Origin of the sequence: Nocardia sp. NPDC059195, assembly GCF_042754695.1 — a bacterium.
In the GTDB taxonomy this organism is placed as follows: domain Bacteria; phylum Actinomycetota; class Actinomycetes; order Mycobacteriales; family Mycobacteriaceae; genus Nocardia.
The window spans coordinates 104,278-127,610 of sequence record NZ_JBHZBG010000009.1 but is presented as its reverse complement, the minus strand read 5'-3'; the positions used below and the strand labels follow the sequence as shown (position 1 = coordinate 127,610).

General features: G+C 66.4%; 20 protein-coding genes. 12 read left to right on the top strand and 8 right to left on the bottom strand.

The genetic code is table 11. The annotated features are described in order from the left end of the window. Positions 1-76: 76 nt before the first annotated feature. Positions 77-877 (bottom strand): DUF6585 family protein, encoded by an 801-nt coding sequence (locus ACFXKN_RS14260; RefSeq protein ID WP_379433102.1) that lies wholly within the window; start codon positions 875-877, stop codon positions 77-79. Between the two features lie 105 nt (positions 878-982). After that, positions 983-1,669, bottom strand: coding sequence for a ZIP family metal transporter (locus tag ACFXKN_RS14255; protein WP_378941970.1), 687 nt, complete (start codon positions 1,667-1,669; stop codon positions 983-985). A gap of 75 nt (positions 1,670-1,744) precedes the next feature. Between ACFXKN_RS14255 and ACFXKN_RS14250 the strand changes: the two genes are divergently transcribed. Further along, positions 1,745-2,524, top strand: coding sequence for an alpha/beta fold hydrolase (locus ACFXKN_RS14250; RefSeq protein ID WP_378941963.1), 780 nt, complete (start codon positions 1,745-1,747; stop codon positions 2,522-2,524). On the opposite strand, the gene ACFXKN_RS14245 is transcribed toward ACFXKN_RS14250, so the two are convergent. Beyond that, positions 2,511-3,455 (bottom strand): SMP-30/gluconolactonase/LRE family protein, encoded by a 945-nt coding sequence (locus ACFXKN_RS14245; protein ID WP_378941958.1) that lies wholly within the window; start codon positions 3,453-3,455, stop codon positions 2,511-2,513. The genes ACFXKN_RS14250 and ACFXKN_RS14245 overlap by 14 nt on opposite strands. Before the next feature lie 115 nt (positions 3,456-3,570). Between ACFXKN_RS14245 and ACFXKN_RS14240 the strand changes: the two genes are divergently transcribed. After that, positions 3,571-4,020 carry a MarR family winged helix-turn-helix transcriptional regulator gene (locus tag ACFXKN_RS14240; protein WP_378941949.1) on the top strand — a complete coding sequence of 150 codons (450 nt, stop codon included), beginning with the start codon at positions 3,571-3,573 and terminating at the stop codon, positions 4,018-4,020. 50 nt (positions 4,021-4,070) lie between these two features. Here ACFXKN_RS14240 and ACFXKN_RS14235 read toward each other — a convergent pair whose 3' ends face one another. After that, complete coding sequence (locus ACFXKN_RS14235; RefSeq protein ID WP_378941939.1) at positions 4,071-4,523, bottom strand: SRPBCC family protein; 453 nt, start codon at positions 4,521-4,523, stop codon at positions 4,071-4,073. A gap of 547 nt (positions 4,524-5,070) precedes the next feature. Between ACFXKN_RS14235 and ACFXKN_RS14230 the strand changes: the two genes are divergently transcribed. Together ACFXKN_RS14230 and ACFXKN_RS14225 are read left to right on the top strand one after the other, a co-directional pair. After that, positions 5,071-5,703, top strand: coding sequence for a TetR/AcrR family transcriptional regulator (locus ACFXKN_RS14230; protein WP_378941934.1), 633 nt, complete (start codon positions 5,071-5,073; stop codon positions 5,701-5,703). Further along, entirely contained in the window at positions 5,703-6,572 is an 870-nt protein-coding gene (locus ACFXKN_RS14225; RefSeq protein ID WP_378941925.1) for an alpha/beta fold hydrolase, read from the top strand. The genes ACFXKN_RS14230 and ACFXKN_RS14225 overlap by 1 nt, the downstream gene beginning before the upstream one ends. 21 nt (positions 6,573-6,593) lie before the next feature. On the opposite strand, the gene ACFXKN_RS14220 is transcribed toward ACFXKN_RS14225, so the two are convergent. Beyond that, positions 6,594-8,654, bottom strand: coding sequence for a prolyl oligopeptidase family protein (locus ACFXKN_RS14220; protein WP_379433131.1), 2,061 nt, complete (start codon positions 8,652-8,654; stop codon positions 6,594-6,596). Between the two features lie 191 nt (positions 8,655-8,845). On the opposite strand from ACFXKN_RS14220, the gene ACFXKN_RS14215 reads away from it, so the two are divergent. The 5 genes from ACFXKN_RS14215 to narI are packed head-to-tail and all read left to right on the top strand — an operon-like array spanning position 8,846 to position 16,855. Further along, positions 8,846-10,042, top strand: a complete 1,197-nt coding sequence (locus ACFXKN_RS14215) for an MFS transporter (RefSeq protein WP_379433101.1) — start codon at positions 8,846-8,848, stop codon at positions 10,040-10,042. A gap of 52 nt (positions 10,043-10,094) precedes the next feature. Next, the gene (locus ACFXKN_RS14210; RefSeq protein WP_379433100.1) at positions 10,095-13,781 is read left to right on the top strand and encodes a nitrate reductase subunit alpha; all 3,687 of its coding nucleotides are present in this window, start codon (positions 10,095-10,097) and stop codon (positions 13,779-13,781) included. Next, complete coding sequence (narH, locus tag ACFXKN_RS14205) at positions 13,781-15,430, top strand: nitrate reductase subunit beta (protein ID WP_379433099.1); 1,650 nt, start codon at positions 13,781-13,783, stop codon at positions 15,428-15,430. Before ACFXKN_RS14210 ends, narH begins: the two co-directional genes overlap by 1 nt. After that, positions 15,427-16,107, top strand: coding sequence for a nitrate reductase molybdenum cofactor assembly chaperone (gene narJ, locus ACFXKN_RS14200; RefSeq protein WP_379433098.1), 681 nt, complete (start codon positions 15,427-15,429; stop codon positions 16,105-16,107). Before narH ends, narJ begins: the two co-directional genes overlap by 4 nt. Before the next feature lie 16 nt (positions 16,108-16,123). Then, the gene (gene narI / locus ACFXKN_RS14195) at positions 16,124-16,855 is read left to right on the top strand and encodes a respiratory nitrate reductase subunit gamma (protein WP_378943213.1); all 732 of its coding nucleotides are present in this window, start codon (positions 16,124-16,126) and stop codon (positions 16,853-16,855) included. Position 16,856: 1 nt separating this feature from the next. Here the strand turns inward: narI and ACFXKN_RS14190 are convergent, their stop codons facing one another. Beyond that, entirely contained in the window at positions 16,857-17,387 is a 531-nt protein-coding gene (locus ACFXKN_RS14190; protein WP_379433097.1) for a hypothetical protein, read from the bottom strand. Between the two features lie 137 nt (positions 17,388-17,524). Between ACFXKN_RS14190 and ACFXKN_RS14185 the strand changes: the two genes are divergently transcribed. Continuing rightward, positions 17,525-18,499, top strand: a complete 975-nt coding sequence (locus tag ACFXKN_RS14185) for a dipeptidase (protein ID WP_379433096.1) — start codon at positions 17,525-17,527, stop codon at positions 18,497-18,499. A gap of 42 nt (positions 18,500-18,541) precedes the next feature. Here ACFXKN_RS14185 and ACFXKN_RS14180 read toward each other — a convergent pair whose 3' ends face one another. Together ACFXKN_RS14180 and ACFXKN_RS14175 are read right to left on the bottom strand one after the other, a co-directional pair. After that, on the bottom strand, positions 18,542-19,570 hold the full coding sequence (locus tag ACFXKN_RS14180; protein WP_379433095.1) for an NADP-dependent oxidoreductase: 1,029 nt from the start codon (positions 19,568-19,570) through the stop codon (positions 18,542-18,544). A 222-nt stretch (positions 19,571-19,792) separates the two neighbouring features. Then, the gene (locus ACFXKN_RS14175; RefSeq protein ID WP_379433094.1) at positions 19,793-20,875 is read right to left on the bottom strand and encodes an AraC family transcriptional regulator ligand-binding domain-containing protein; all 1,083 of its coding nucleotides are present in this window, start codon (positions 20,873-20,875) and stop codon (positions 19,793-19,795) included. Between the two features lie 143 nt (positions 20,876-21,018). Between ACFXKN_RS14175 and lpdA the strand changes: the two genes are divergently transcribed. Next, positions 21,019-22,422, top strand: a complete 1,404-nt coding sequence (gene lpdA, locus ACFXKN_RS14170; RefSeq protein WP_378916457.1) for a dihydrolipoyl dehydrogenase — start codon at positions 21,019-21,021, stop codon at positions 22,420-22,422. Between the two features lie 290 nt (positions 22,423-22,712). Further along, positions 22,713-23,207 carry a L,D-transpeptidase gene (locus ACFXKN_RS14165; RefSeq protein ID WP_378941868.1) on the top strand — a complete coding sequence of 165 codons (495 nt, stop codon included), beginning with the start codon at positions 22,713-22,715 and terminating at the stop codon, positions 23,205-23,207. The last annotated feature ends 126 nt before the right edge of the window (positions 23,208-23,333 follow it).

The following is a 23,333-nucleotide window of genomic DNA, read 5'->3' as shown; positions in this document are numbered from 1 at the left end:
CACCACTCGGTGGGCCGGCCTTCGGCATGAAATAGGGGAGTGAACATGGCGATCGAAGACCGGCCTACGCGCGCGCTCAGCCGACCGGGGTCAATCGCAGGCGCTCGGCCAGTTCGTTGAAGATGTAGAAGTTGGGGATGGTGCTCACGGGGGCCAGCGACATCCACACGCCGGAGAGTTTGATGCGGATGTGGCCGCTGCGGGCGTCGATGAGCTGGATGTCTTCCCAGGGCAGGGCTTCGCCGCGGAAGGTGAGGGCGTCGAGGGAGAGGGAGAGATCGCCGAAGGGGACGGTTTCGCCGTTGTCGATGGCGGCAACCGCGGCGGGGAGTTGGGTTGCGGTGACAGCGGATTGGATGGCGCGGGCCCATTCGCGGGCGCGGGCGAAACCCTCTTCGTCGATGGTCGCCTCGACACCGCCGGGGCCCGACAGTTCCAGCAGGTAGGTGACCGGCGTGGTGTCGTGGAAGGGGATCGAGTGCTGACGCACTTCGGTACTGTCCCACCGGAATCCGGCCACACGCTGGCCCGATCGGTAGACGGTGACGCCGTGGTCGAACAGGTCGATGCGGGCGGCGCGGTTCTGCCGGTTGATCACGCCGCGGCGGAGTGCGAGGAGCACGGGCGCGGCAGCGATCGTCAGTAGTGCCACACCGCCTTGCCATGCGCCGACAGCGGCGACGATGACGCCGATGGTGGCGATACAGCCCGCCACGATGCCGCAGCCGCGCACGAAGGTGTCGTCGGCGGGGGTGGCGAGAAAGGTGTCACGGTGCGCGCCGAGGTGCTGATACTCCGCCATCAGGTGTATCAGTTGGGTCAACGGCACCGCGTGCCGAGTATCGGCTACGTCCTCCGGCCTGTTCGGAGTGATCACTCGTCCCTCCCGAGGCGTATTCATCCGCGGCGAAGCGTATGCGAACCGGCGGAATATTGCCACCGGGATGGTTCGGAAATTCTGGCCGCGACCGGGCGGAATGGTTCAGCCGATGGCGAAAGCGACGAAGAAGCCTGCCGCGGTGGCCATCCCGACCCACCAGCCGCCTTCGCGGTAGGCCTCGGGAATGAGCGAGTCGGCAAGCACCGCGATCGTCGCGCCGCCGGCGAAGGCCTGGACCGCGCTGATCGCCGTCGTCGACACCGAATCCGCGAATCCGTTGCCCAGCACGGTCACCGCGACGAGCACCGAGGCCGTTACCGCCCACAGCGCGAACGTCCGGCCCGCCTCGAACCCGTGCTGCTCGCGCATCAGCACCGCCCCGCTGAGCGCTTCGGGCACATTGCCCGCGGCGATCGCCACCAGCAACACGAATCCGCCTCCGCTGCTGAGGGATACACCCAGAGCGAGGTTCTCCGGCACGCCGTCGAGCACGGTCCCCAGCAGCAATGCCCAGCCGATCGCGGCAGGTCCGAGCTTGTTCTCGATGAGGTGGTTGGCGACCACGTACACCCCCGCACCGGCGAACAGCGCGCTGCCCGCGATCAGTGCGCCGTCGCGGCGGAAGGCGGGCGCGAAGAGCTCCTCCGACACCGCCGCGATCATCGTTCCGGCACCGAATGCCATCATCGCGGCGAGCACGGCCTTCGGCAGCGTCCACCGCAGGCCCACCGCGACCCCGATCAGCAGCGGGACCGCGGTACCGAGGCCGTACAGCAGGGCGGTAGGCATGGGCAGAGCCTATTCGAACCGCCGTTCGCGAATTCCCGGAAACCCTGCGCGTCCGCGCCGATTAGGGTGGTTGACGTGTTGTTTCTGGACGAGGGCGAACCCACCGCGCCTGCGATCGTGTGCATCCACGGCATTCCGGGCTCGGTCGATTGGTTCGCAGCCGCCGCCGAGCGGATGACCGGCGAGTTCCGGGTGATCCGGGTCGATGCGCACGAACTCGGCGCCGACGGCGACTTCAGCGCCGCGGCCCGCACCGCCCCACTCGTCGCGCTCATGAACGACCTCGACCTCACCGACGTGACGGCGGTGGGCCATTCGTTCGGCGCCGAGATCGTCTTGGAACTCGCGGCCGTGTCGAACCGCGTCGCCCGCGTGGTGGTCGTCGGCCAAGCCCCGGACTACCGGGCTGCCAGGATCCCGGCCGCCGCGAAGTGGGTCGTCCGCCCGTGGGCGGTGCGCCTGGCGCAACGGTGGACACCCGCACCGGTGATCCGGCTGGCGAGCCGATCGGCCTTCGCGCCCCGCTTCCGCTACGACTCGGCACCAGGATTGGCCGACGCGCTGGTCCGCGACTTCCGCGCCACCCTCCCCACCGGCCTCGCCTACGCCGTGGGTGCTCGAGCCGACGACCTCGCCGCGCAACCACTCGACACCCGCGTACAAGCCCTGGAACAGCCCGTCCTCGCCATCCACGGCCGCCACGACCACCTCTACGACAGCGCCGCGACCCTCGCCCGCTTCGCCGCCGCGGGCGCCGACACCCACCTCGTCGAACACGCGGGCCACTCGCCCCAGGTGGAGCAACCGGACGAATTCGTCTCCGTCCTCGGCGAATTCATCGCTAGAACCCACTGACCGCCGAGACCACGAACGTCCCCGGTGTGCCCGCCTGACCCAGCGGGCCACCCTTGTCGAACTGCGATGACACGATCAGCGCCCGCTCACCCGAATGCACCATCGTCGTGGGAACATTCAGTGCCGGATCGTGGAATTCGCCAGTGCGAGTGGCGGTCGCGCCGTTGTCGGTGAGCGTCCAGCGGCTGATGGTGTTGTCGAGGTTGTGCACTACCCACAGGGTGTCCTCGCGCAGGTCCAGCCCGTCGCCGTGGCGTGCGTCGCCGCCGTTCAGCGCAATTCTTCGGATCGGGTCCTGGCCGCCGGTGAGGTCGATGCGGTACAGCTGGGCCGCTGACATGGCGACGACGATCAGATACTTCCCGGCCGGGTCGGCGACAATTCCGTTGAGCTCGAACACCTTCGGATCGCGTGGCCCGAGCGCGGTGCTCAGGTCGTAGGCGACGGTCAATGCACTACCGGCACCGATAGTCGCCTGGTAGACGACGTTTCGCACGCTGTCGGTCACATAGGCCGACCCGTCCGCGCCGAAATCCAGATCATTGACGAAACGCGGTGCGTCACCGGGCACGTCGAACCGTGCGAGCAGCGCACGTGACCCGGTGTCGTAAACACTCACGCCCACACCGGAATCGATCACCCACAGCCGACCGCTCCGATCGACCTTCAGGCCGTTCGCCGTCTTCCTGCCGTCGGCGCCCGCGGGCAGGAACACCTCGGCGCGCGATGCGCCGGCGGCCGCTCGGTACACCGCACCGTCCGCGAACGACCCGACGTAGGTGTCACCGTTGCGGGCGTCCAGGCCGATGCCCTCGGGATATACGGCAGCGCCGGGCAGTTCATAGGCGGTGCTCAGCGTGGGTGTGGCGGGCGAGGTTCCGCACGCGGTCATAGCCAGGCACGCGGCGGCAACGGCGACGGTTCTCCACATGATAAAGCCTCTCAGTGATGTAATGCCAATCATCAAGCAACAGACAATAATGTAAATTAGAGTCGTTATGATCGTCAAGGGCATTATGATGTGATGGGCGGATACCATGCAACGCATGACGTCCATGTCCGCCGCCGAGCGGCTCGGCTCGTATATCAAGCGCGCCGAGCAAGCCCTGATCGCGACGAAGACGGCCGCGCTGAAACCGGCTGGGCTGACCGTCCCGCAGTACAGCGCGCTGCTGCACCTCGCGGAGAATCCGGGCATCTCGGCGGCGGCATTGGCCCGGCTGGCCGGCGTCACCCCGCCGACGATGAACACCGTCCTGACCAATCTGCAGGACCGCGGTCTGGTCGACCGCACCCCGCACGAGTGGCACAAGAACGTGCTGGAAACCCGCCTGACCGAGCAGGGGCGGGCGGTGATGGACGACGCCGACGCCCGCGCGATCGCGGTGGAGCGCGCGCTCGCCGAGCGATTCACCGCGGCCGAACTCGCGGCGGTCCAGGAGTCGCTCACGCGCGCCGCGGTGGCGCTCGACGAGATTCGCGACAACCTGCCGTGAGAAAAAAGAGCCCGCCGGATGGATCCGGCGGGCTCACACGATGATCGAGGTCAGCGCTCGGCGGCGACCTTCACCTTGCTCAGCGTCTCCTGCATCCCCGAGACCAGGTCGGCCTCGAACTTCTCCTCGCCGCCCATGGCGACCTTGATGGTTCCCCGCAGCCAGCCGGGCAAGCCCTTGACGTCGACCGTGCGCGTCTCGACGACGCGAGTGCCGGTGGCGGTCGGCTCGAGCTCGTAGGCCCAGGTCGTGCGGTTCTCGTTCATCCGGAACGCCAGCGCCTTGTTCGGCTCGAAGCGCACGATGCGTGAGGTGGTCGGGTAGATCTTCCAGCCGACCTTGTTGACATTGACGGTGAACGCGCCGTCGCGGACGCCACCGACCGCGACCATCTTCAACGTCGTCGGGCTGAGCTCGGGCATGCGGCGCAGGTCGGCGAGCACCGACCAGACTTTTTCCGGCGATGCGGCGATGTCGATGCTGGCTTCGAGAGTGTTCGGCAACGGTGCCTCCGGGGTAAACGTGACGGGCTGTCACGCTCAGCATAAGCACCGTGACCTCGCCCGGACCTCCGCCCGTGGTCGGAACTTGTCCGCGGGTACTCCCGATACCGCGAAAGGGGAGCTTTCGCCTCGGTACACTCGCGTTTCACATGTCGGTAGCCCGGGCTGGTCAGCCCTTGGCGAGACCGAACTTCTTGGGTCTTGTGTCCTTTGCCAAAAAATTCTACAAAATTCCTTTAAAACACCTCCACTTCACATTGTGTCTGGGTATCGTCCGAGACGGCAAATGGCCCGTGACAACGAAGTCACAAAACATCGACTTGGAGTGACACATGCTTTACAACATCACTGACGACAGCAGCGACGGCAACATTCTGACCCTGCTGCTCGGCCTGCTCACCAGCTCGATGAGCACCGGTTCTGCGCAGGCCTCCGGGAACTGATACGGCAGTAGCCAACTTTCGGCTAACGCGCGGTTGGCCGAAAGGGCAGCCTAAGGGCCTGATCCATGACGAGGGGATCAGGCCCTTAGGTATTGTCAGCGACAATGTCACAGGATGCGAATACGGGACGAATGTATGCCGGGCAACCCGTAGAGGACCGGCAACGCCAGCGGCGTGCGCGTTTTCTGGAGTCAGGCCTGACGGTCTTCGCGCGCGACGGGTATGCCAACAGCTCGGTCGGTGCCATCTGTAAGGACGCGGGGCTATCGTCTCGGCAGTTCTACGAGGAGTTCACCGGCCGCGAATCGCTGCTGCTGGAGTTGTACGAGCAGATCGACCGGCATTCGCGTGAGGCGGTAGCCAGGGCGCTCGAGGACAAGTCCGAGGCGACCGTGCTTGAGCAGATCGACGCGGCCGTGCGGGCATACGTCGAGTCGATCGGCAACGATCCCCGCAAGGCGCGGGTGGCGCTGGTCGAAGTGGTCGGCGCGGGCCCCAAGGTCGAGAAGTTCCGCCTGGAGCTGCGTCGCGTGTGGGGGTCGTTGCTGGCCAGTGCCGCCGAGGACGCGGCCATGCACGGTGAAATCCCGTCCGGCGACTACGAACTGCGGGTGCTCGCGATCATCGGCGCGGTGAACTATGTCGTCGACGGCTGGAGCGGCAGCGACCCGCGCCCTCCGCTCGACGAGGTGATCAAGGTGCTGAGCCGGGTGATCCTGGGCGCGGTCGGGGCTTGATGGCGCGGGTCGAGATCGTCCCGATCCAGGTACCCGACGGCAGCACCCTGCCGGTCCGGCTCATTCCGGCCACCGGTGTACACCGGCATCCGGTCACCGCCGACGCGCCACGCCCGGTCGTGGTCATCGTGCCCGGCCTGGCCGTGCCGGGGGAGTACTACGAGTATTTCGGACACCGGCTGGCCGCCTGCGGATTCGACGTCGCCATCGGCGAACTGCGTGGTCAGGGTGCGAGCACACCTCGTCCTGATGCCGGAAGTTCGTACGGCTACCAAGAATTGGTCTCGGTGGACTTTCCGGCGATCCTGGCCGCGGTGCGCAACCGGTTCCCGGCCAGCACGCCGTACCTGCTCGGCCACAGCATGGGCGGGCAGCTCTCGGCGATGTACGCGGCTCGGGTGCGCGGCAGGCTCGGGGGCCTGATCCTGGTCGCTTCCGGCACCCCGTACTTCCGGGGGTTTCGCGGTGTTCTCGGTCCGGGTGTGCTGGTCGGTACCGCCGCGGTGGCGGTCGCGTCGAACCTGGCCGGGTTCTGGCCGGGGGACCTGCTCGGCAAGCGCGCGTACGGCAGGCAGTCCAAAGTGCTCATGTCGGATTGGGCCAGGCTGGCGCGCACCGGGCGCTTCGTGCCCGTCGGCGCCGATATCGACTACGACGAGCGGATGTCGCGGCTGAAGTTCCCGGTCCTGTCGATCACCGTCGCCGGTGACGACATGGCCCCACAGACCTCCGCCGACCACCTGCTCGGCAAGCTGACCGGTGCGCAGATCACCCGGTGGTTCCAGCCGGAGGCCCTGGGGCACATCGGCTGGATCACCAATCCGGACTCCACCGTTGACGCGGTGGAGAAGTGGTTGCGCGACCGCTGATCCGGCGACGACCGCGCAGGCTCAGGCCGAGCGGCGGCCCTCGATCAGCATCTGGATGAAGAACTCGTAGACCAGCGCGGACAGGTACGCCGACTGCTTGTTGTCGGCGGCACCGCCGTGACCACCCTCGATGTTCTCGTAGTACCAGACGGTGCGATCCTGAGACTCCAGCAGCGCGGCCATCTTTCGCGCATGACCGGGATGCACCCGGTCGTCGCGGGTGGAAGTGGCGAGCAGGATCGGCGGGTACTGCTTGCCGGTGTCGGTGTTCTGATACGGCGAATACTCGCTGATGTAGGCCCATTCCTCCGGCTTGTCCGGGTCGCCGTATTCGGCGACCCACGACGCACCGGCCAGCAGCAGGTGGTAACGCTTCATATCCAGCAGCGGCACCTGGCAGACGATGGCGCCGAACAGTTCCGGATAGCGAGTGAGCATCACGCCCATCAGCAGCCCGCCATTGCTGCCGCCGATCGCGCCGAGCCGGTCGGGGGTGGTGATGCCGCGGGTGACCAGGTCGCGGGCGACCGCGGCGAAGTCTTCGAAGGCGCGGTGCCGGTGCTCTTTCAGTGCGGCAGTGTGCCATTCGGGTCCGTACTCGCCGCCGCCGCGGATATTGGTCATCACGTAGGTGCCGCCGCGTTCGAGCCAGTTCATGCCCGCGGAGCCGAGATAGGTGGGGGTCTTGGAGATTTCGAAGCCGCCGTATCCGTTCATGATCGTCGGGCCCGGCGTGCCGCAGCGGTCACGATGCCGAATCACGAAGTAGGGCACTGCGGTTCCGTCGTCGGAGGTGGCGAAGAACTGCTCGGTCTCGATGCCGGTGGCATCGAAGTAGCCGGGCGCCTGCTTCAAGGTCACCGCGGTTTCGCCGATGGCGCTGCTGAGCAGCGTGGTCGGCGTGGTGAAACCGGTGGTGGTGAGCATGAATTCGTCGCCGCCCTCTAGCGGGTCGAGGTTGTTGACCGAGGTGGACGACATCGCGGGGGAGTCGGTGAGCGTGCTGGTCGTCCACCCGTCCGGGCCGGGTGTGAGCACCCGGAATCCGGTCTGCACATCGTGCAGAGTGGTCAGGATCAGGTGGTTCTCGGTCCATCCCCACGATTCCAGCGAGGTGTGCGGGTCGGGGGCGAAGAGAACCTCGAACTCCCTCGAGCCGGCGAGGAAGTCGTTCAGGTCGGTGACCAGCAGGCTGCCGGGAGCGTAGGTGGTGTCGGCCGGTGTCCATTCGGTCTTCAGGCGCACCAGCAGCCAGTCGCGGTACCAGTCGACGTCCGCGTCGGTGGGGGTTTCGATGAGGCGCCATTCGCCGTCGCCGAGCAGCGACACCTCACTGTTGAAGAAGTCCGTCGACCGGTGCAGGTAGTGGCGCTCGTAGCCGGGGTGGCGGTCGTACCCGGCGCTGATCGACACATCGCTCGGCTTACCCTCGTACACCGTTTCGGCTGTGGACAACTCCGTGCCACGTCGCCAGCGCTTGGCGATGCGCGGGTATCCGGAGTCGGTGAGCGATCCTGGTCCGAAATCGGTGCCGACGTAGACGGTGTCGGCGTCGATCCAGCCGATTCGTGACTTGGCCTCCGGCAAGGAGAACCCGCCGTCCGCCGGGGCGATGAATTGCCTGGTGAGCAAGTCGAATTCGCGCTCGACGCCCGCGTCGGCACCACCGCGGGACAGGTGGATGATGGCGCGCTCCTGCGAGGGCCGCAGCACCGCGGCACCCGACCACACCCAGTTCTCCCCGTCGGCCTCGGCCAGCGCGTCGACATCGATCAGCACATCCCACTCGGGCGCATCGGTGGCGTAGGACTCGAACGTCGTGCGCCGCCACAGTCCGCGTTGATGCTGCGCATCACGCCAGAAGTTGTACAGCCACGGACCCCGCCTGCCTGGGTAGGCGATCTTGGTGTCGTCGTCGAGCATCGCCAGTACACGACGCTCCATATCGGCGAATCGGTCGGTGGCGGCGAACCGGTGGCCCACCACCTCGTTGCGGGCGCGCGCCCAGTCCAGCGCGCCCTCGTCGGTCACGTCCTCGAGCCAGAGATAGGGATCGGTCACATTCTGCTCAACGCCGCTCATTCCCACATTGTTGCCGATGCGGCCGACCGCATTCGCACCCATGCTGGTCGATGGTTTGCTGCACCGGGCATTCAGCTGCGCGTGCACGGCTTTCGTATCCTCTATGTGCAGGTAGCAGTAGAGCGTTCGATGGTTGCCGATCTGTTGCGTGTTGTCCCACCTGGTTCGGGCGAGTGTGTTCTCCTAGGTTGGTGACCTCGCTACAGGCAGCGGTACGCACCGGGTCCCCGACCCTCAATCTCGCCCTGGCCACCTGGGTTTCGGCCATCAACTTCTGGGCGTGGAACCTCATCGGCCCCCTCTCGCCGAACTACGCCGACAAGATGGCGCTCAGCAGCATGGCGGCCTCGATCATGGTGGCGATGCCGATTCTCGTCGGCTCGCTCGGCCGGATCGTGTCCGGCGCGCTCACCGACCGCATCGGCGGCCGAACCATGTTCATCGCGGTTTCGCTGGCCTCGATCGTGCCGGTGATCGCGGTCGGCATCGCGGGCAGCATCGAGTCCTACCCGCTGATGCTGGTGTTCGCCTTCCTGCTCGGCATCCCCGGCACCATCTTCGCCGTCGGCATCCCGTTCGCGAACTCCTGGTACGTGCCTGCCCGGCGCGGCTTCGCGACCGGCGTGTTCGGGGCGGGCATGGTCGGCACCGCGGTGTCGGCGTTCTTCACGCCCCGGTTCGTCCGCTGGTTCGGGCTGCTGCCCACCCACCTGATCGTGGCGGCCGCGCTCGCGGTGACCGCGGTGCTGTGCATCCTGTTCATGCGGAACTCGCCGGATTTCACCCCGAACACCGAACCGGTGCTGCCCAAGCTGCGCGCCGCGATGAAGCTGGGTGTCACCTGGGAGATGTCGTTCCTGTACGCGGTGGTGTTCGGCGGGTTCGTCGCCTTCAGCTCGTATCTGCCGACCTACATCAAACACATCTACGGCTTCTCCGCGGTCGACGCGGGCAGCCGCACCGCGGCCTTCGCGCTCGCCGCGGTGATCGCGCGCCCGATCGGTGGCGCGCTCTCCGACCGCATCGCGCCGAAATACATCGTGATCGTCTCGCTGGCCGGCACCGCGGTGATGGCGGTGGTGGCCTCGTTCAAGCCGCCTGCCGATGTCGCCTCGGCGGCCACGTTCATCGCCCTGGCGCTGTTCCTCGGGGTCGGCACCGGTGGCGTGTTCGCCTGGGTGGCGCGGCGAACACCCGCGCAGAGCGTCGGCAGCGTCACCGGCGTCGTGTCGGCCGCGGGCGGGCTCGGCGGCTACTTCCCGCCGCTGATCATGGGCATGACCTACAACGAAGCGAGCAACAGCTACGCCGTCGGCCTGCTGCTGCTGGCCGCGACCGCGTTGGCCGCGCTGGCCTACACCGTGTTCAAGCTGCACGCCGTCGAGTAGCGGTGCTCCCCGCGCCATCCCTGATCGGACCTCGTCGAAGGAGAAATGAACAGTGGCATCTCGAGCGCGGATCGGCGGACCCGTCGAAGACCTGTTGGTGCGCAGCGGCCGGTTCTTCACCCCCGGTGTCGAATCCGCTGATCTGCGCACTATCTCCCGTTCCGGCGGTCGCGAGGGCGACATCTTCTATCGCAACCGGTGGAGTCACGACAAGGTGGTGCGCTCGACCCACGGCGTGAACTGCACCGGGTCGTGCTCGTGGAAGGTCTACGTCAAAGACGGCATCATCACCTGCGAGACCCAGGACATCGACTACCCCTCGGCAGGCCCCGACCGGCCGGATTACGAGCCGCGTGGCTGTCCTCGTGGGGCCGCCTTCTCCTGGTACACCTACTCGCCGACGCGGGTGCGCTACCCGTACGCGCGCGGTGTGCTGGTCGAGATGTATCGCGAAGCCAAACGGCGGCTCGGCGATCCCGTCCTGGCCTGGGCCGACCTGCAAGCCGATCCGGATCGGCGCCGCACCTATCAAAAGGCCAGGGGCATGGGCGGTTTGGTGCGGGTGAGCTGGGACGAGGCGGTCGAGATGATCGCCGCGGCGCACGTGCACACCATCGCCGAATACGGCCCGGACCGGGTGGCCGGGTTCTCACCCATCCCGGCGATGTCGATGGTGTCCTTCGCGGCGGGGTCGCGGTTCGTCGAGATGATCGGCGGGGTGATGACCTCGTTCTACGACTGGTACGCCGACCTGCCGGTGGCCTCGCCGCAGGTCTTCGGTGACCAGACCGATGTGCCGGAGTCGGGTGACTGGTGGGACGCCTCCTATCTGATGATGTGGGGATCCAATGTGCCGGTGACGCGCACGCCCGACGCCCACTGGATGGCCGAGGTGCGCTACCGCGGTACCAAGGTCGTCACGGTCAGCCCCGACTACGCCGACAACACCAAATTCGCCGACGAATGGATGCCGTGCGCGGCGGGCACCGACGGCGCGATGGCGATGGCGATGGGGCACGTCATCCTCACCGACTACTTCGTGCGCGAACGGGAGCCGTTCTTCGTCGACTACGTCCGGCAGTTCACCGATCTGCCCTTTCTGGTCAGCCTGGTCGAACGCGACGGACGCCTGGTTCCCGGCAAGAATCTCACCGCCGCCGAACTCGGCTCCAGCGCCGAGAACGCCGCCTTCAAGCCGGTGCTCATCGACAGCGTCACCGGCGAGCCCGCGGTACCGCACGGCTCGCTGGGCTTCCGGTTCGGGCAGGAAGGTGTCGGGAAATGGAACCTCGACCTCGGTGATCTGCAACCCGCGCTGACCGTTGCCGATACGGGCGACGGGCGGTCGGTGGTGGTGACGATGCCGCGCTTCGACACCGTCGACGGCCACGGCGAGACGATCGATCGTGGGGTGCCGGTGCGGATGGTCGCCGGCCGTCCGGTCTGCACGGTCTTCGACCTCATGCTCGCCCAGTACGGTGTGGCGCGGCCGGGCCTGCCGGGGCAATGGCCCAGCGGCTACGACGATCCCGGTTCGCTCTACACCCCCGCCTGGCAGGAACCGATCACCGGTGTCTCGGGCGCGCAGGTGATCCGGATCGCCCGCGAATTCGCCGACAACGCCGTCGATTCCGGCGGCCGCAGCATGATCATCATGGGCGCGGGGATCTGCCAGTGGTTCCACGGCGACGCCACCTACCGCGCGATTCTGGCGATGCTGCTGCTCACCGGTTCGATGGGCCGCAACGGCGGCGGCTGGGCCCACTATGTCGGGCAGGAGAAATGCAGGCCGGTGACCGGCTGGTCCACCGTCGCGATGGGCACCGACTGGTCGCGCCCGCCGCGCCTGATGGCAGGCACCTCGTACTGGTACGCGCACACCGACCAGTGGCGCTACGACGGCTACCGCGCCGACGTACTCGCCGCGCCGACCGGGCGCGGGCTGTTCCGCGGCAAGCACACCATGGACGTGATGAGCTCGGCCGTGGCGATGGGCTGGACGCCGTTCTATCCCCAGTTCGACCGTTCCTCGCTGGACCTGGCCGACGAGGCGGCCGCCGCGGGCGTCGACCCGGTGGCCTACACCGTCGACCAATTGCACAGCGGCAAGCTGCGATTCGCGGTCCAGGATCCGGACAGTCCGAAGAACTGGCCGCGGGTGCTGAGCGTGTGGCGGTCGAATCTGCTCGGCTCCTCGTCCAAGGGCAACGAGTACTTCCTGAAGCATCTGCTCGGTACCGGTTCGAATGTGCGCAACACGCTGGCCGAGGCGGGGCAGCGTCCCGTGGATGTGGTCTCGCCCGATCCGGTGCCGGAGGGCAAGCTCGACCTGCTGATGTCGATCGACTTCCGGATGACCTCGACCACCCTGTTCTCCGATGTCGTGCTGCCCGCGGCCACCTGGTACGAGAAGGCCGACCTGTCCAGCACCGATATGCACCCCTTCATGAACGCCTTCACCCCGGCCATCGACCCACCGTGGGAAACCAGGTCCGATTTCGACGCGTTCGCCACGATCGCCCGCGCGTTCTCGGCGATGGCGGCGGTGCACCTGGGCACCCGCACCGATGTCGTGCTCGGCACATTGCAGCACGACACCCCCGGTGCGATGGCCTATCCCCATGGCACCCAGTCGAATTGGCAGGACACCGGCGATGTTCCGGTGCCGGGTAAAACGATGGGTCCACTGGCGGTGGTCGAGCGGAATTACGCCGCCATCGCGGAGAAATGGGCGGCACTGGGCCCGCTGGTCGAGAAGGCGGGTCTGACGACCAAGGGCATCACCGTATTCCCGGATCAGGAAGTCGTCGAGCTGGGCCGACTGCACGGCGTGATGAATTCCGGTGTGGCAGCAGGCCGTCCGGCGCTGGAGACGGCCGAGAAGATGGCCGAGACCATTCTCATGCTGTCGGGCACGTCCAACGGCAGGCTGTCGGTGGCGGGGTTCGAGGAACTGGACCGGCGCACCGGGCGCCACATGGTGGAGCTGGCCGAGGGCAGCGAGGAACGTCGAATCACGTTCGCGGAGACCCAATCCCGACCGGTGCCGGTGATCACCAGTCCGGAGTGGTCGGGCAGCGAAACCGGTGGGCGCCGCTACGCGCCGTTCACCCAGAACATCGAATTCCTCAAGCCTTTCCACACGCTCACCGGTCGCATGCATTTCTACGTCGACCACGATTGGCTGGAGGAACTCGGCGAGGCGCTGCCGATCTACCGCCCGCCGCTGGATATGGGAAAACTGTTCGGCGAACCCGGAATCGGGGAAACCCGCGACGGTGTCGGGCTGACCCTGCGCTATCTGACCCCGCATTCGAAGTGGTCGATCCACTCCGAATACCAGGACAACCTGCTGATGCTGTCGCTCTCGCGCGGCGGCCCGACCATGTGGATGAGCCCCGGCGACGCGGCGAAGATCGGCGTGCGCGACAACGAATGGGTCGAGGCGGTGAACCGCAACGGTGTGCTGGTCTGCCGGTCGATCGTGTCCCAGCGCATGCCCGACGGTGTGGTGTACGTGTATCACGCGCAGGAACGCACCATCGATGTCCCGCTGTCGGAGACCACCGGAACCCGTGGTGGCATTCACAATTCGCTCACTCAGTTGCTGATCAAACCGACGCATCTGGCGGGTGGCTACGCCCAGACCTCGTTCGCGTTCAACTATCTCGGCCCGACCGGAAATCAGCGCGACGAAGTCACCGTGGTCCGTCGCCGCAGCCAGGAGGTGACGTACTGATGAAAGTCATGGCGCAGTTGGCGATGGTGATGAACCTGGACAAGTGCATCGGCTGCCACACCTGTTCGGTGACCTGCAAACAGGCGTGGACCAACCGCACCGGCACCGAATACGTGTGGTTCAACAATGTGGAAACCCGTCCGGGACAAGGCTATCCGCGCACCTATGAGGATCAGGAGAAGTGGCGCGGCGGCTGGACTATGAAGAACGGCCGGTTGCGCTTGCTCGGCGGCGACCGTTTCAGCAAGCTCGCCAATATCTTCGCCAATCCGAAGATGCCCTCGATCGAGGACTACTACGAGCCCTGGACCTACGACTACGAGAATTTGACCAATGCCCCACTGAGCGACCAGGTTCCAGTAGCCGCACCGCGCAGCCTGCTCACCGGCGCGCCGATGATGATCAAGGGCTCGGCCAACTGGGATGACGATCTAGCCGGGTCGCCCGAGATCCTCCCCGGCGACCCGGTGCTGGCGAAGGTGAGCGAGAAGGTGAAGGCCGATCTCGAACAGACCTTCATGTTCTATCTGCCGCGTATCTGCGAGCACTGCCTCAATCCGGCATGCGTCGCGTCCTGTCCTTCCGGCGCGATGTACAAGCGCACCGAGGACGGAATCGTGCTCGTCGACCAGGACAAGTGCCGTGGCTGGCGGATGTGCATCTCCGGATGCCCGTACAAGAAGGTGTATTTCAACCACAAGACCGGCAAGGCCGAGAAATGTACCTTTTGCTATCCGCGGGTCGAGGTCGGCTTGCCGACGGTCTGCGCGGAGACCTGCGTCGGCCGGTTGCGGTATATCGGGCTGATCTTCTACGACGTGGACAAGGTGCTCGACGCTGCCGCCGTCGCCGATGAGCGCGATCTGTACGAGGCGCAGGTGAACGTGCTGCTCGATCCCGCCGATCCGGACGTTGTCGCGGGAGCGCGTGCCTCCGGCATTCCGGACAGCTGGATCGAGGCGGCACAACGGTCCCCGATTCACGCGCTGATCAAGGACTTCCGGGTGGCGCTCCCACTGCATCCGGAATACCGGACGATGCCGATGGTGTGGTACGTCCCGCCGCTGTCGCCGGTGGTCGACGCGGTCAGCCGGGACGGGCACGACGGCGAGGATGCGGGCAACCTGTTCGGTGCACTCGAATCGTTGCGAATTCCCCTGGAGTACTTGGCCGGACTGTTCACCGCGGGGGATACCGAAGCGGTGGCGGTGGTTTTGCGCAAGCTGGCCGCGATGCGGTCGTATATGCGCGATATCAACCTCGGACGTGAGCCGCGAGCCGATATTCCCGCGGCCGTCGGGATGACCGAGGAAAAGATGTACGAGATGTACCGGCTGTTGGCGCTGGCGAAAATCGAAGACCGGTACGTGATTCCCTCGGCCTATGCCGATCAGGGGCATCAGCTTGAGGAATCCGTGGCGGACTGTGCCCTCGACTTCGATGGCGGACCCGGGATGTACGAACAGGTTTCGGGTCCCTTCGGCGAGACCAGCGGCAAACCGGTGCCGGTCGCGGTGGAGACATTCCACGCGCTCAAACAGCGCCAGACCAGTGAATCCACCGCCGCGGGCAACGGCTCTCGGGTCAATCTGCTGAACTGGGACGGCAAGGGCGCACCGGAGGGCATGTTCCCGGGCGGCCGCGCATGATGCGCCCTCGCGCGGCCCGGCGCGCCGCCGAACAGCGACTGGTGTGGCAGGCGGCCTCGCTGCTGCTGGCCTATCCCGACAGCGAACACCGAACGCGACTCGAACTCGTCGCGCAACTGTGCGCCCACCTGCCGCGCGAGCAGGCCGAGCCGTTGCTCCGGGTGGCGACCGAACTGGGTTCGCTCTCCGAAGTAGCCGCGGCACAACAGTTCACCGAGACATTCGACCTGCGCAGGCGGGCAACGCTGCTGCTCACGTACTGGACCGACGGTGATACGCGCAATCGTGGCACGGCGATGCTCGCCTTCTCCGAGGCATACCGCGGCGCAGGCGTGGAGCCGCCGAGCGGCGAGGTCGCCGACCATCTACCCGTCGTGCTCGAGTTCGCCGCCACCGTGGACCCCGTCGCCGGTGGCGCCCTGCTCACCGCGTATCGGCGCGCGATCCACGCGATCGGACTCGCGCTCTCGGACGAGGATTCGCGCTACGCCCCGGTGCTGTCCGCGGTCATCGCGACCCTGCCGCAGGCAACCGAGCAGGACCTCGGCTGGGCCCGCAGGCTGGTCGACACGGGACCGGCGGCCGAATCGGTGGGGCTTGCCCCGTTCACCCTCACCGTGCCACCGCGCCGCACTGCGCAAGGCCGGGAACCCGCTGTAGCGAAAGGACTTCGGTGATATGGCAGCCAACGATGTGTCGGCGGGTGAGATCTACTGGGACATCGTTCCGTACGTGAGTCTGGCGATCCTGATCGTCGGCACCTGGTGGCGCTACCGATACGACAAGTTCGGCTGGACCACCCGGTCCTCACAGCTCTACGAGTCCAGACTGCTGCGCATCGGCAGTCCGCTGTTCCACTACGGGATGATGGTGGTGATCGTCGGCCACATCATCGGGCTGGTCATCCCGGAATCCTGGACCGACGCCATCGGCATGAGCCAGCACGTTTATCACATCCAAGCCATCGCACTCGGCAGCATCGCGGGCGTGGCCACCCTCACCGGCATCGTGTTGCTGATCTATCGTCGCCGCCGCAACGGTCCGGTCTTCACCGCGACCACCCTCAACGACAAGCTCATGTACCTGGTCCTGGTCTGCGCGTTGATCACCGGGCTGGCGACCACCTTGCTCGGGTCCGGCGCGATCGGGCCCGAACACAACTACCGGGAAACGGTGTCGCCGTGGTTCCGTTCGATCTGGATTCTGCAGCCGCGTGGTGACTTGATGGCGCAGGCGCCGCTGTCGTTCCACATCCACGTGACGGTCGCCTTGATCTTGTTCGCGCTCTGGCCGTTCACCCGGCTCGTGCACGCCTTCAGCGCACCGTTCAGCTACTTCTACCGGCCCTATGTCGTCTACCGCTCGCGGTCGAGCGCCAAGCCCGATGAGCTGATCGGTTCGCGCCCGGAGCGGCAGGGTTGGTGAATCACCAGTAGTGAGCGACGTCGATGACCACCCGAGTGGGGTTATCGAGGGTGCTCACGCGGAAGGGGAGGCGGGCGCGGACGCCGAGGCCGATCGTCGACTGGCCTTCGAACGAGACCGCCCAGGCAATCTGGCGCAACGTTTGATAGCCGCTGACATTCGCGAGTTCGGTGCGGTCGGTGGGGCGATACGTCATGTTGCCCGCGTCGTCGTAGGCCGGCGCGTTGACCGTCACCTGGAGGAACGCGCCGCCGCGCAAGGGGACAGGGGCGCCGGAGCCGTCCTCGGTGACGGTATCGACATATCGCACCAGGTAGCCCGCCGACGGGCCCGCCAGGTCGACGACCATGCGGTCGAAGCACTCGTGACGGCCTGCTCGCACGGTGGTGAGGGTGGCCGGCGAGTAGGTCGGATTCGATTTGTCCTGTGAGCCCCAGACGAGTCCGCAGTAGGACGGGGTGGCGGCCGCGGGCAGGGTCGATAGGCCGACGCAGGCAGCGAATGCGGCGAGGAGGATGAGGAAGCGACGCATGTCGCACCGCCTTAGATCAGGGCCTTGGAGTAGGGGCGCAGTATCGATTTATCGGACGGATCAGACATCGCGTTAGCGTCGGTCCGGCGTCGAATGCGCTGCGAAACGTACGATCACAGGTCACGAATCAACCGGAGGTGGATGTGTTCCTGTGGGAGCAGCACTGTTGTCTGCCGTTGCACCACACGGCCCGGGTCGCGGACCTGGCTCGGTACCCGTTGGGGTCGTATCTGTCGGTGAACGTCGGGTACTCGGCGCAGACCAAGGACGATTCGCTGGCGTTGCTGCACCAGTTCCGGGACCACGCGGGGGCGGATCCGCGGTTCCGGCTGGTCGATCGGGTGGGCGATATCGGGGCACCAGAGGTGATCTCGCTGGCCTTCGACCTCGAGGACTCCGGGCCGCTCGACGGTGATCTCGACAACCTGGAACTGTTCTACGACCTCGGCGTTCGTTCGCTACTGCCCACCTACAACCATTCCAACGCGGCCGGCTGCGGTTGCCTCGATATCGACGACACCGGGCTGACCGGCTACGGAAAAGACCTGGTGCGCAAGCTCAACGAGGTCGGCATGTTCGCCGACGGCTCGCACTGCTCGCGCCGCACCGGTCTCGATCTCTCCACCCACACCTCGGTCCCGATGATCTACAGCCATTCCAATTTCGCCGTGCTGTGGGAACACCCGCGCAATATCACCGATGAGCAAGCGCTGGCGTGTGCCGCCACCGGTGGGGTGATCGGTATCAACGGCGTCGGCATCTTCGTCGGCCGCAACGAGCCCGCCGGGCGCGCCGAACGGGTCGCGGCGATGGCTGACCACATCCGATACGGCGTCGACCTGGTGGGAATCGACCACATCGGAATCGGGTCGGACTACTCGTTCGACGGTCAGGAATTCAACGACGAGATCCACGACAACCCCGGCGCGTTCTCCGACGCCTACACGAAATGGGGACCGCTGCAATGGACCCCGCCCGAGGACCTGCTCGGCGAATCCGACGTGCCCGGTCTGGACGAGCTGCTCGCCGACCGTGATTTCACCGCCGCCGAGCGCGAAGCGATCTTCGGCGGCAACTTCGCCCGGGTCGCAAGCCAGGTCTGGCGTGCGTGACGTGCTGTGCCCCGCCGGGCCGATGCGCGGCGGGGCAGTCCGTCAGGCGAGGTGGACGAGCATTTTGCCGGTGTTGGCGCCGGTGAGGACACCGAGGAAGGCGGCGGGGGCCTGGTCGAGGCCTTCGTAGACGGTTTCGGTGGTGTGGAGGGTGCCGTCGGCGAGCCAGCCCGCGGCCTTGCCGATGTATTCGCCGAAGATCGGGAAGTAGCTGGTCACCAGCATGCCGCGCAGGGTGATCTCCTTCGTCGCGGCGAGGTAGAGGTCGGGGATCTGCTGGGCGGTGGCGCCGTTGTAGCCGCTGATCGCGCCGACCAGGGCGACACGACCGTGCTGGTTGAGTGACTCGATGGCGACTTTCAGGTGTTCGCCGCCGACGCTGTCGAGGTAGACATCGATGCCATCGGGTGCGGCGGCCGTGAGCTGACCACCGAGGTCGCCGGCACGGTAGTCGATCGCCGCGTCGAACCCGAATTCCTCGAGCAACTTCCGGGTCTTCACCGGACCACCGGCCGAGCCGATCACCCGCTTCGCGCCGAGCGCCTTGGCGATCTGCCCCGCCACGCTGCCGACCGCGCCCGCGGCAGCCGAGATGAACACGGTGTCGCCGGGCTTCACCTGGGCGACGTCGGTGAGTGCGGCATACGCGGTGAGGCCGGTGGTACCGAGCACGCTCAGGAAGTGTTGCGGTGCGGCGAGTTCCGGGTCGATCGGTGTCGCGGTCGCGGCATCGACGACGGCATGTTCGCGCCAGCCCGCGAAATGCGAGACCGTCGCCCCGACCGCGATATCGGCTGAGCGGGAGGCGATCACCAGGCCGACCGCCGAACCATCCAGGGCCGCACCGAGTTCGAACGGCGCGATGTAGGACGCCTTGTCGTCCATCCGGCCGCGCATGTACGGATCGACCGACATCCAGGTATTGCGGACCAGGATCTCGCCCTCGCCGAGCTCCGGCAGGTCTCGCTCAACCAAGGCGAAATCGGTGCCGACCGGTGCGCCGTTCGGGCGGGCGGCGAGGTGGATCTCGCGGGTGAAGGTGGGCAGTGCGCGGGTGGCCGTGTTCGACATGATCGAGCCTTCTTTCGAGGTCAGCCGGTGTTTTGCTCCGGTGATGACAACGTTATGCCGCCCGATCGGGCCTTTCGAGGTCCTCGCGCGCCAGCACCCGGTCCGTTCACGCCACGTCTGGAACTTCGATGCCGCGGCGCATAACCGAGATACGCACCCCTCCTGTCGGCGCACCTGACACCACCGCGCTGACGTCCCGGCCGGGCGACGATCCCGCCGTGCTCAGGGGGTTGGGTGGTCGGCGGGTGTCGACCCAGTCCAGCGGTGGAGGGCCTTTCGTAAGGCGCGGTCGTCGGTGAAAGCGAGGCGCCGGGCGATCACGCTTCTGGTGAGTCCTTGGTCCAGCAGGGTTTTCGCGCGTTCGTAGCGGAGCAGGTCGAGTTCGTCGCGCCAGGTGGTGCCGTGTTCGGCGAGGTGGCGTTGCAGGGTGCGCTGGCTCATCGCCAGGGTTTTCGCGACTCGGGCCAGGGTGGGGTCGACGGCGTCGATGGCGTCGGCGAGGGCGAGGCGAAAAGCATCGAGGGGGCCGGCGATGGTGCGCGAGGAAGACAGAACCAGGCCGGCGTGGCTGCGCATCAGATCGGCGAGCATCGGGTCGGCGCGGGGGAGCGGGGCGTTGGCGTCGTCGGCATGGAAGGTGATCGAGTCGGTAGCGGCGTCGAATTCGATGCTGTCCGTGCCGAATACGGCGACCAGGTCGGCGCGGTCGGTTGGTGCGCTGTGGCCGAAACTCACCCTGGTCGGAATGATGGGGCGGCCGGTCGCTTCGCGGGCCCGGCGCAGGTAGTAGGCCATCACGTACTCGTTGACCACCGACGCCACCGCGGGATCGCCCGCCGAGGTGCGGTAGCCGATGGTGAGATCGGCCTCGCCGGACAGGTCGAAACCTTCGGTCGCCGCGGTGACCAGGCGGTGGTACGGCTGAGCGGCACGCAGCGAATCCGTCAGTGTCGCACCGCCGGTCACCAGGTAGTCCCAGGTATTCAGCGCGCCGAGCGGTGCCGCGGCGGCCACCGCGGCACCCGCTCCCGCCGGGCGCGCATGCGCGATCAACTCCCACAGCCGCAGCAACGAACTCATCGGAATCCGGTTCAGCTCACCGCGCAACACCACCTCGTCGGTGCCGGGGATGCGAGTCAGCTGATCCTCGGCCGCGCCCGCTTGCCGGGCGGCCTGAACCAGCAGCCGCACCAGGTGTGTCGACACCGTGCCGTCGAGCCGACTGCCGATCCCCTGGCCATCGGCGGACGCGCCGTCGGTCAGCGCGCTCTGGGCTGTTCGGCTGCTCACTGCCCCGCCGCTCACGATCTCGACAGTACTGCTCGATCCGGTCGTGCGGCGATGCCGCGGCAAGAGCGGTCGGGGCGCGCACCGCCGGTCGAGGGCTCATCTCACCTATGTGGGGGACGGGTGGGTGAACTCCTCGAAACAGAGTTAGGCTCGGTGCCGTGACTTCCCACTACGATGTCGTCGTTCTCGGCGCTGGTCCCGGCGGATATGTCGCCGCGATCCGTGCCGCTCAACTCGGCCTGCGAACAGCGATTGTCGAGCAGAAATACTGGGGTGGCGTGTGCCTGAACGTGGGCTGCATCCCGTCCAAGGCACTGCTGCGCAACGCCGAGCTGGCCCATATCTTCCAGAAGGAAGCCAAGACCTTCGGCATCTCCGGTGAGGTCAGCTTCGACTTCGGTGCCGCCTTCGATCGCAGCCGCAAGGTGGCCGACGGTCGGGTCAAGGGCGTGCACTTCCTGATGAAGAAGAACAAGATCGACGAGTTCGACGGCCTCGGTACCTTCACCGGCCCGAACTCGATCGATGTCGCCCTGACCAAGGGTGGCAGCGAGACGGTCACGTTCGACAACGTCATCATCGCCACCGGCACCACCACCAAGCTGCTGCCGGGCACCCAGCTCTCCGACAACGTGGTCACCTACGAGGAGCAGATCCTCACCCGTGACCTACCGGGCTCGATCCTGATCGTCGGCGCGGGCGCGATCGGCATGGAGTTCGCCTACGTTCTCAAGAACTACGGCGTCGACGTGCGGATCGTGGAGTTCCTCGACCGCGCGCTGCCCAATGAGGACGCCGACGTCTCCAAAGAGATCACCAAGCAGTACAAGAAGCTCGGCGTCACCATCACCACCGGTGCGGCCGTGCAGTCGATCGACGACGACGGCTCCAAGGTCACCGTCCAGATCAAGGACAACAAGTCCGGCGCGATCGAGACCGTCACGGTCGACAAGGTGCTGCAGGCTGTCGGCTTCGCGCCGCGGGTGCAGGGCTACGGCCTGGAGACCACCGGTGTCGCCCTCACCGACCGTGGCGCCATCGAGATCGACGACTACATGCGCACCAACGTGGCGCACATCTACGCGATCGGTGATGTCACCGCCAAGCTGCAGCTCGCCCACGTGGCGGAGGCGCAGGGCGTGGTCGCGGCCGAGACCATCGGCGGCGCTGAGACGATGACCCTCGGCGACTACCGGATGATGCCGCGCGCCACCTTCTGCCAGCCGCAGGTCGCCAGCTTCGGTCTCACCGAGCAGCAGGCCCGCGACGAGGGCTACGACGTGAAGGTCGCCACCTTCCCGTTCCAGGCCAACGGCAAGGCGCACGGCCTCGGCGACCCGACCGGTTTCGTGAAGCTGATCGCCGACGGCGCGCACGGCGAACTCCTCGGCGGGCACCTGATCGGCCCCGATGTGTCCGAGCTGCTGCCGGAACTGACGCTGGCGCAGAAGTGGGACCTCACGGTGAACGAGGTGGCCCGCAATGTGCACACGCACCCGACGCTGAGCGAAGCGGTGCAGGAAGCGATTCACGGCCTCGCGGGGCACATGATCAACTTCTGACATTTCAGCCGACAGGGCCGGGTGCGCGAATCGCGTGCCCGGCCCTTTTGTTTCTATTTGGTCTTTTTCTGGGCGTTGATTTGGTGAATCGAAGCCCGTAACCGATGATCTCTGTAGCTCTTTCGTTCGCTTGTTAGTCGCAACACCTGATCTTGTGCGTACATGGGTAACTCGCCGGGCACGCCCACAAGCTGACTCCATAGTGACCGCCCAGCCCGGCACCGCGCTGTCGTCGTACCTAACGACCGGCAGAAGGCGCGGCGAGGCGGACAGAGAGGGTACGAAACTCGATGAGCATTCTCGGTTGGACAGCACGTTTCGCGGCGGTCGCCGCGGCCGCTGTGGCCGGACTCGGCATGGTGACACCGGCCGTAGCCGAACCTCTTTTCCCCGGTGGGCCGGACATTCCCGGTATTACCTCCATTGTTCCCACCGCATCACCGTGCCCGGTTGTCGAAGCCAGGGTGTGCATGCGGCTGTCGACGAACGAGGCGTGGCTGGTCGACAATGGCCGGGTGATCTTCGGACCAACGCCGATCTCGCACGGCATGGCCGGATTCGAAACCCCGCCCGCGGTGACCAGGGTTTCCTTCAAGCGGGAATTCCACTGGAGCACGATGCACAATGCGCCGATGCGCTGGGCCACCTTCTTCAACGGCGACATGGCATTCCATGTGGGACCGGTCGATTCGAAATCGCACGGCTGTGTGCGGATGACCGAAGACGGCGCCCACCGCTTCTTCGACTACCTGAACCCAGGCGACATCACCCAGGTGATCGTCTAGAACAACCGAAGAACGCACGAACATGGGTAACTCACCGGGTACGGGCTAACCCTGCCCGGTGACTATCCGCCGCCCGCCGCGCTAACCGCCACGCACCTTTGTCTGGCTTGAATACGCGGAGTGGCG

Coding starts and splice junctions, on each gene's coding strand:
- ACFXKN_RS14220 (WP_379433131.1), bottom strand. CDS start 8,654: ATGAGCGGCGTTGAGCAGAATGTGACCGATCCCTATCTCTGGCTCGAG.
- ACFXKN_RS14225 (WP_378941925.1), top strand. CDS start 5,703: ATGGCGCGGGTCGAGATCGTCCCGATCCAGGTACCCGACGGCAGCACC.
- ACFXKN_RS14240 (WP_378941949.1), top strand. CDS start 3,571: ATGACGTCCATGTCCGCCGCCGAGCGGCTCGGCTCGTATATCAAGCGC.
- ACFXKN_RS14255 (WP_378941970.1), bottom strand. CDS start 1,669: ATGCCTACCGCCCTGCTGTACGGCCTCGGTACCGCGGTCCCGCTGCTG.
- ACFXKN_RS14230 (WP_378941934.1), top strand. CDS start 5,071: ATGTCACAGGATGCGAATACGGGACGAATGTATGCCGGGCAACCCGTA.
- ACFXKN_RS14245 (WP_378941958.1), bottom strand. CDS start 3,455: ATGTGGAGAACCGTCGCCGTTGCCGCCGCGTGCCTGGCTATGACCGCG.
- narJ (WP_379433098.1), top strand. CDS start 15,427: ATGATGCGCCCTCGCGCGGCCCGGCGCGCCGCCGAACAGCGACTGGTG.
- ACFXKN_RS14190 (WP_379433097.1), bottom strand. CDS start 17,387: ATGCGTCGCTTCCTCATCCTCCTCGCCGCATTCGCTGCCTGCGTCGGC.
- ACFXKN_RS14180 (WP_379433095.1), bottom strand. CDS start 19,570: ATGTCGAACACGGCCACCCGCGCACTGCCCACCTTCACCCGCGAGATC.
- narH (WP_379433099.1), top strand. CDS start 13,781: ATGAAAGTCATGGCGCAGTTGGCGATGGTGATGAACCTGGACAAGTGC.
- ACFXKN_RS14165 (WP_378941868.1), top strand. CDS start 22,713: ATGAGCATTCTCGGTTGGACAGCACGTTTCGCGGCGGTCGCCGCGGCC.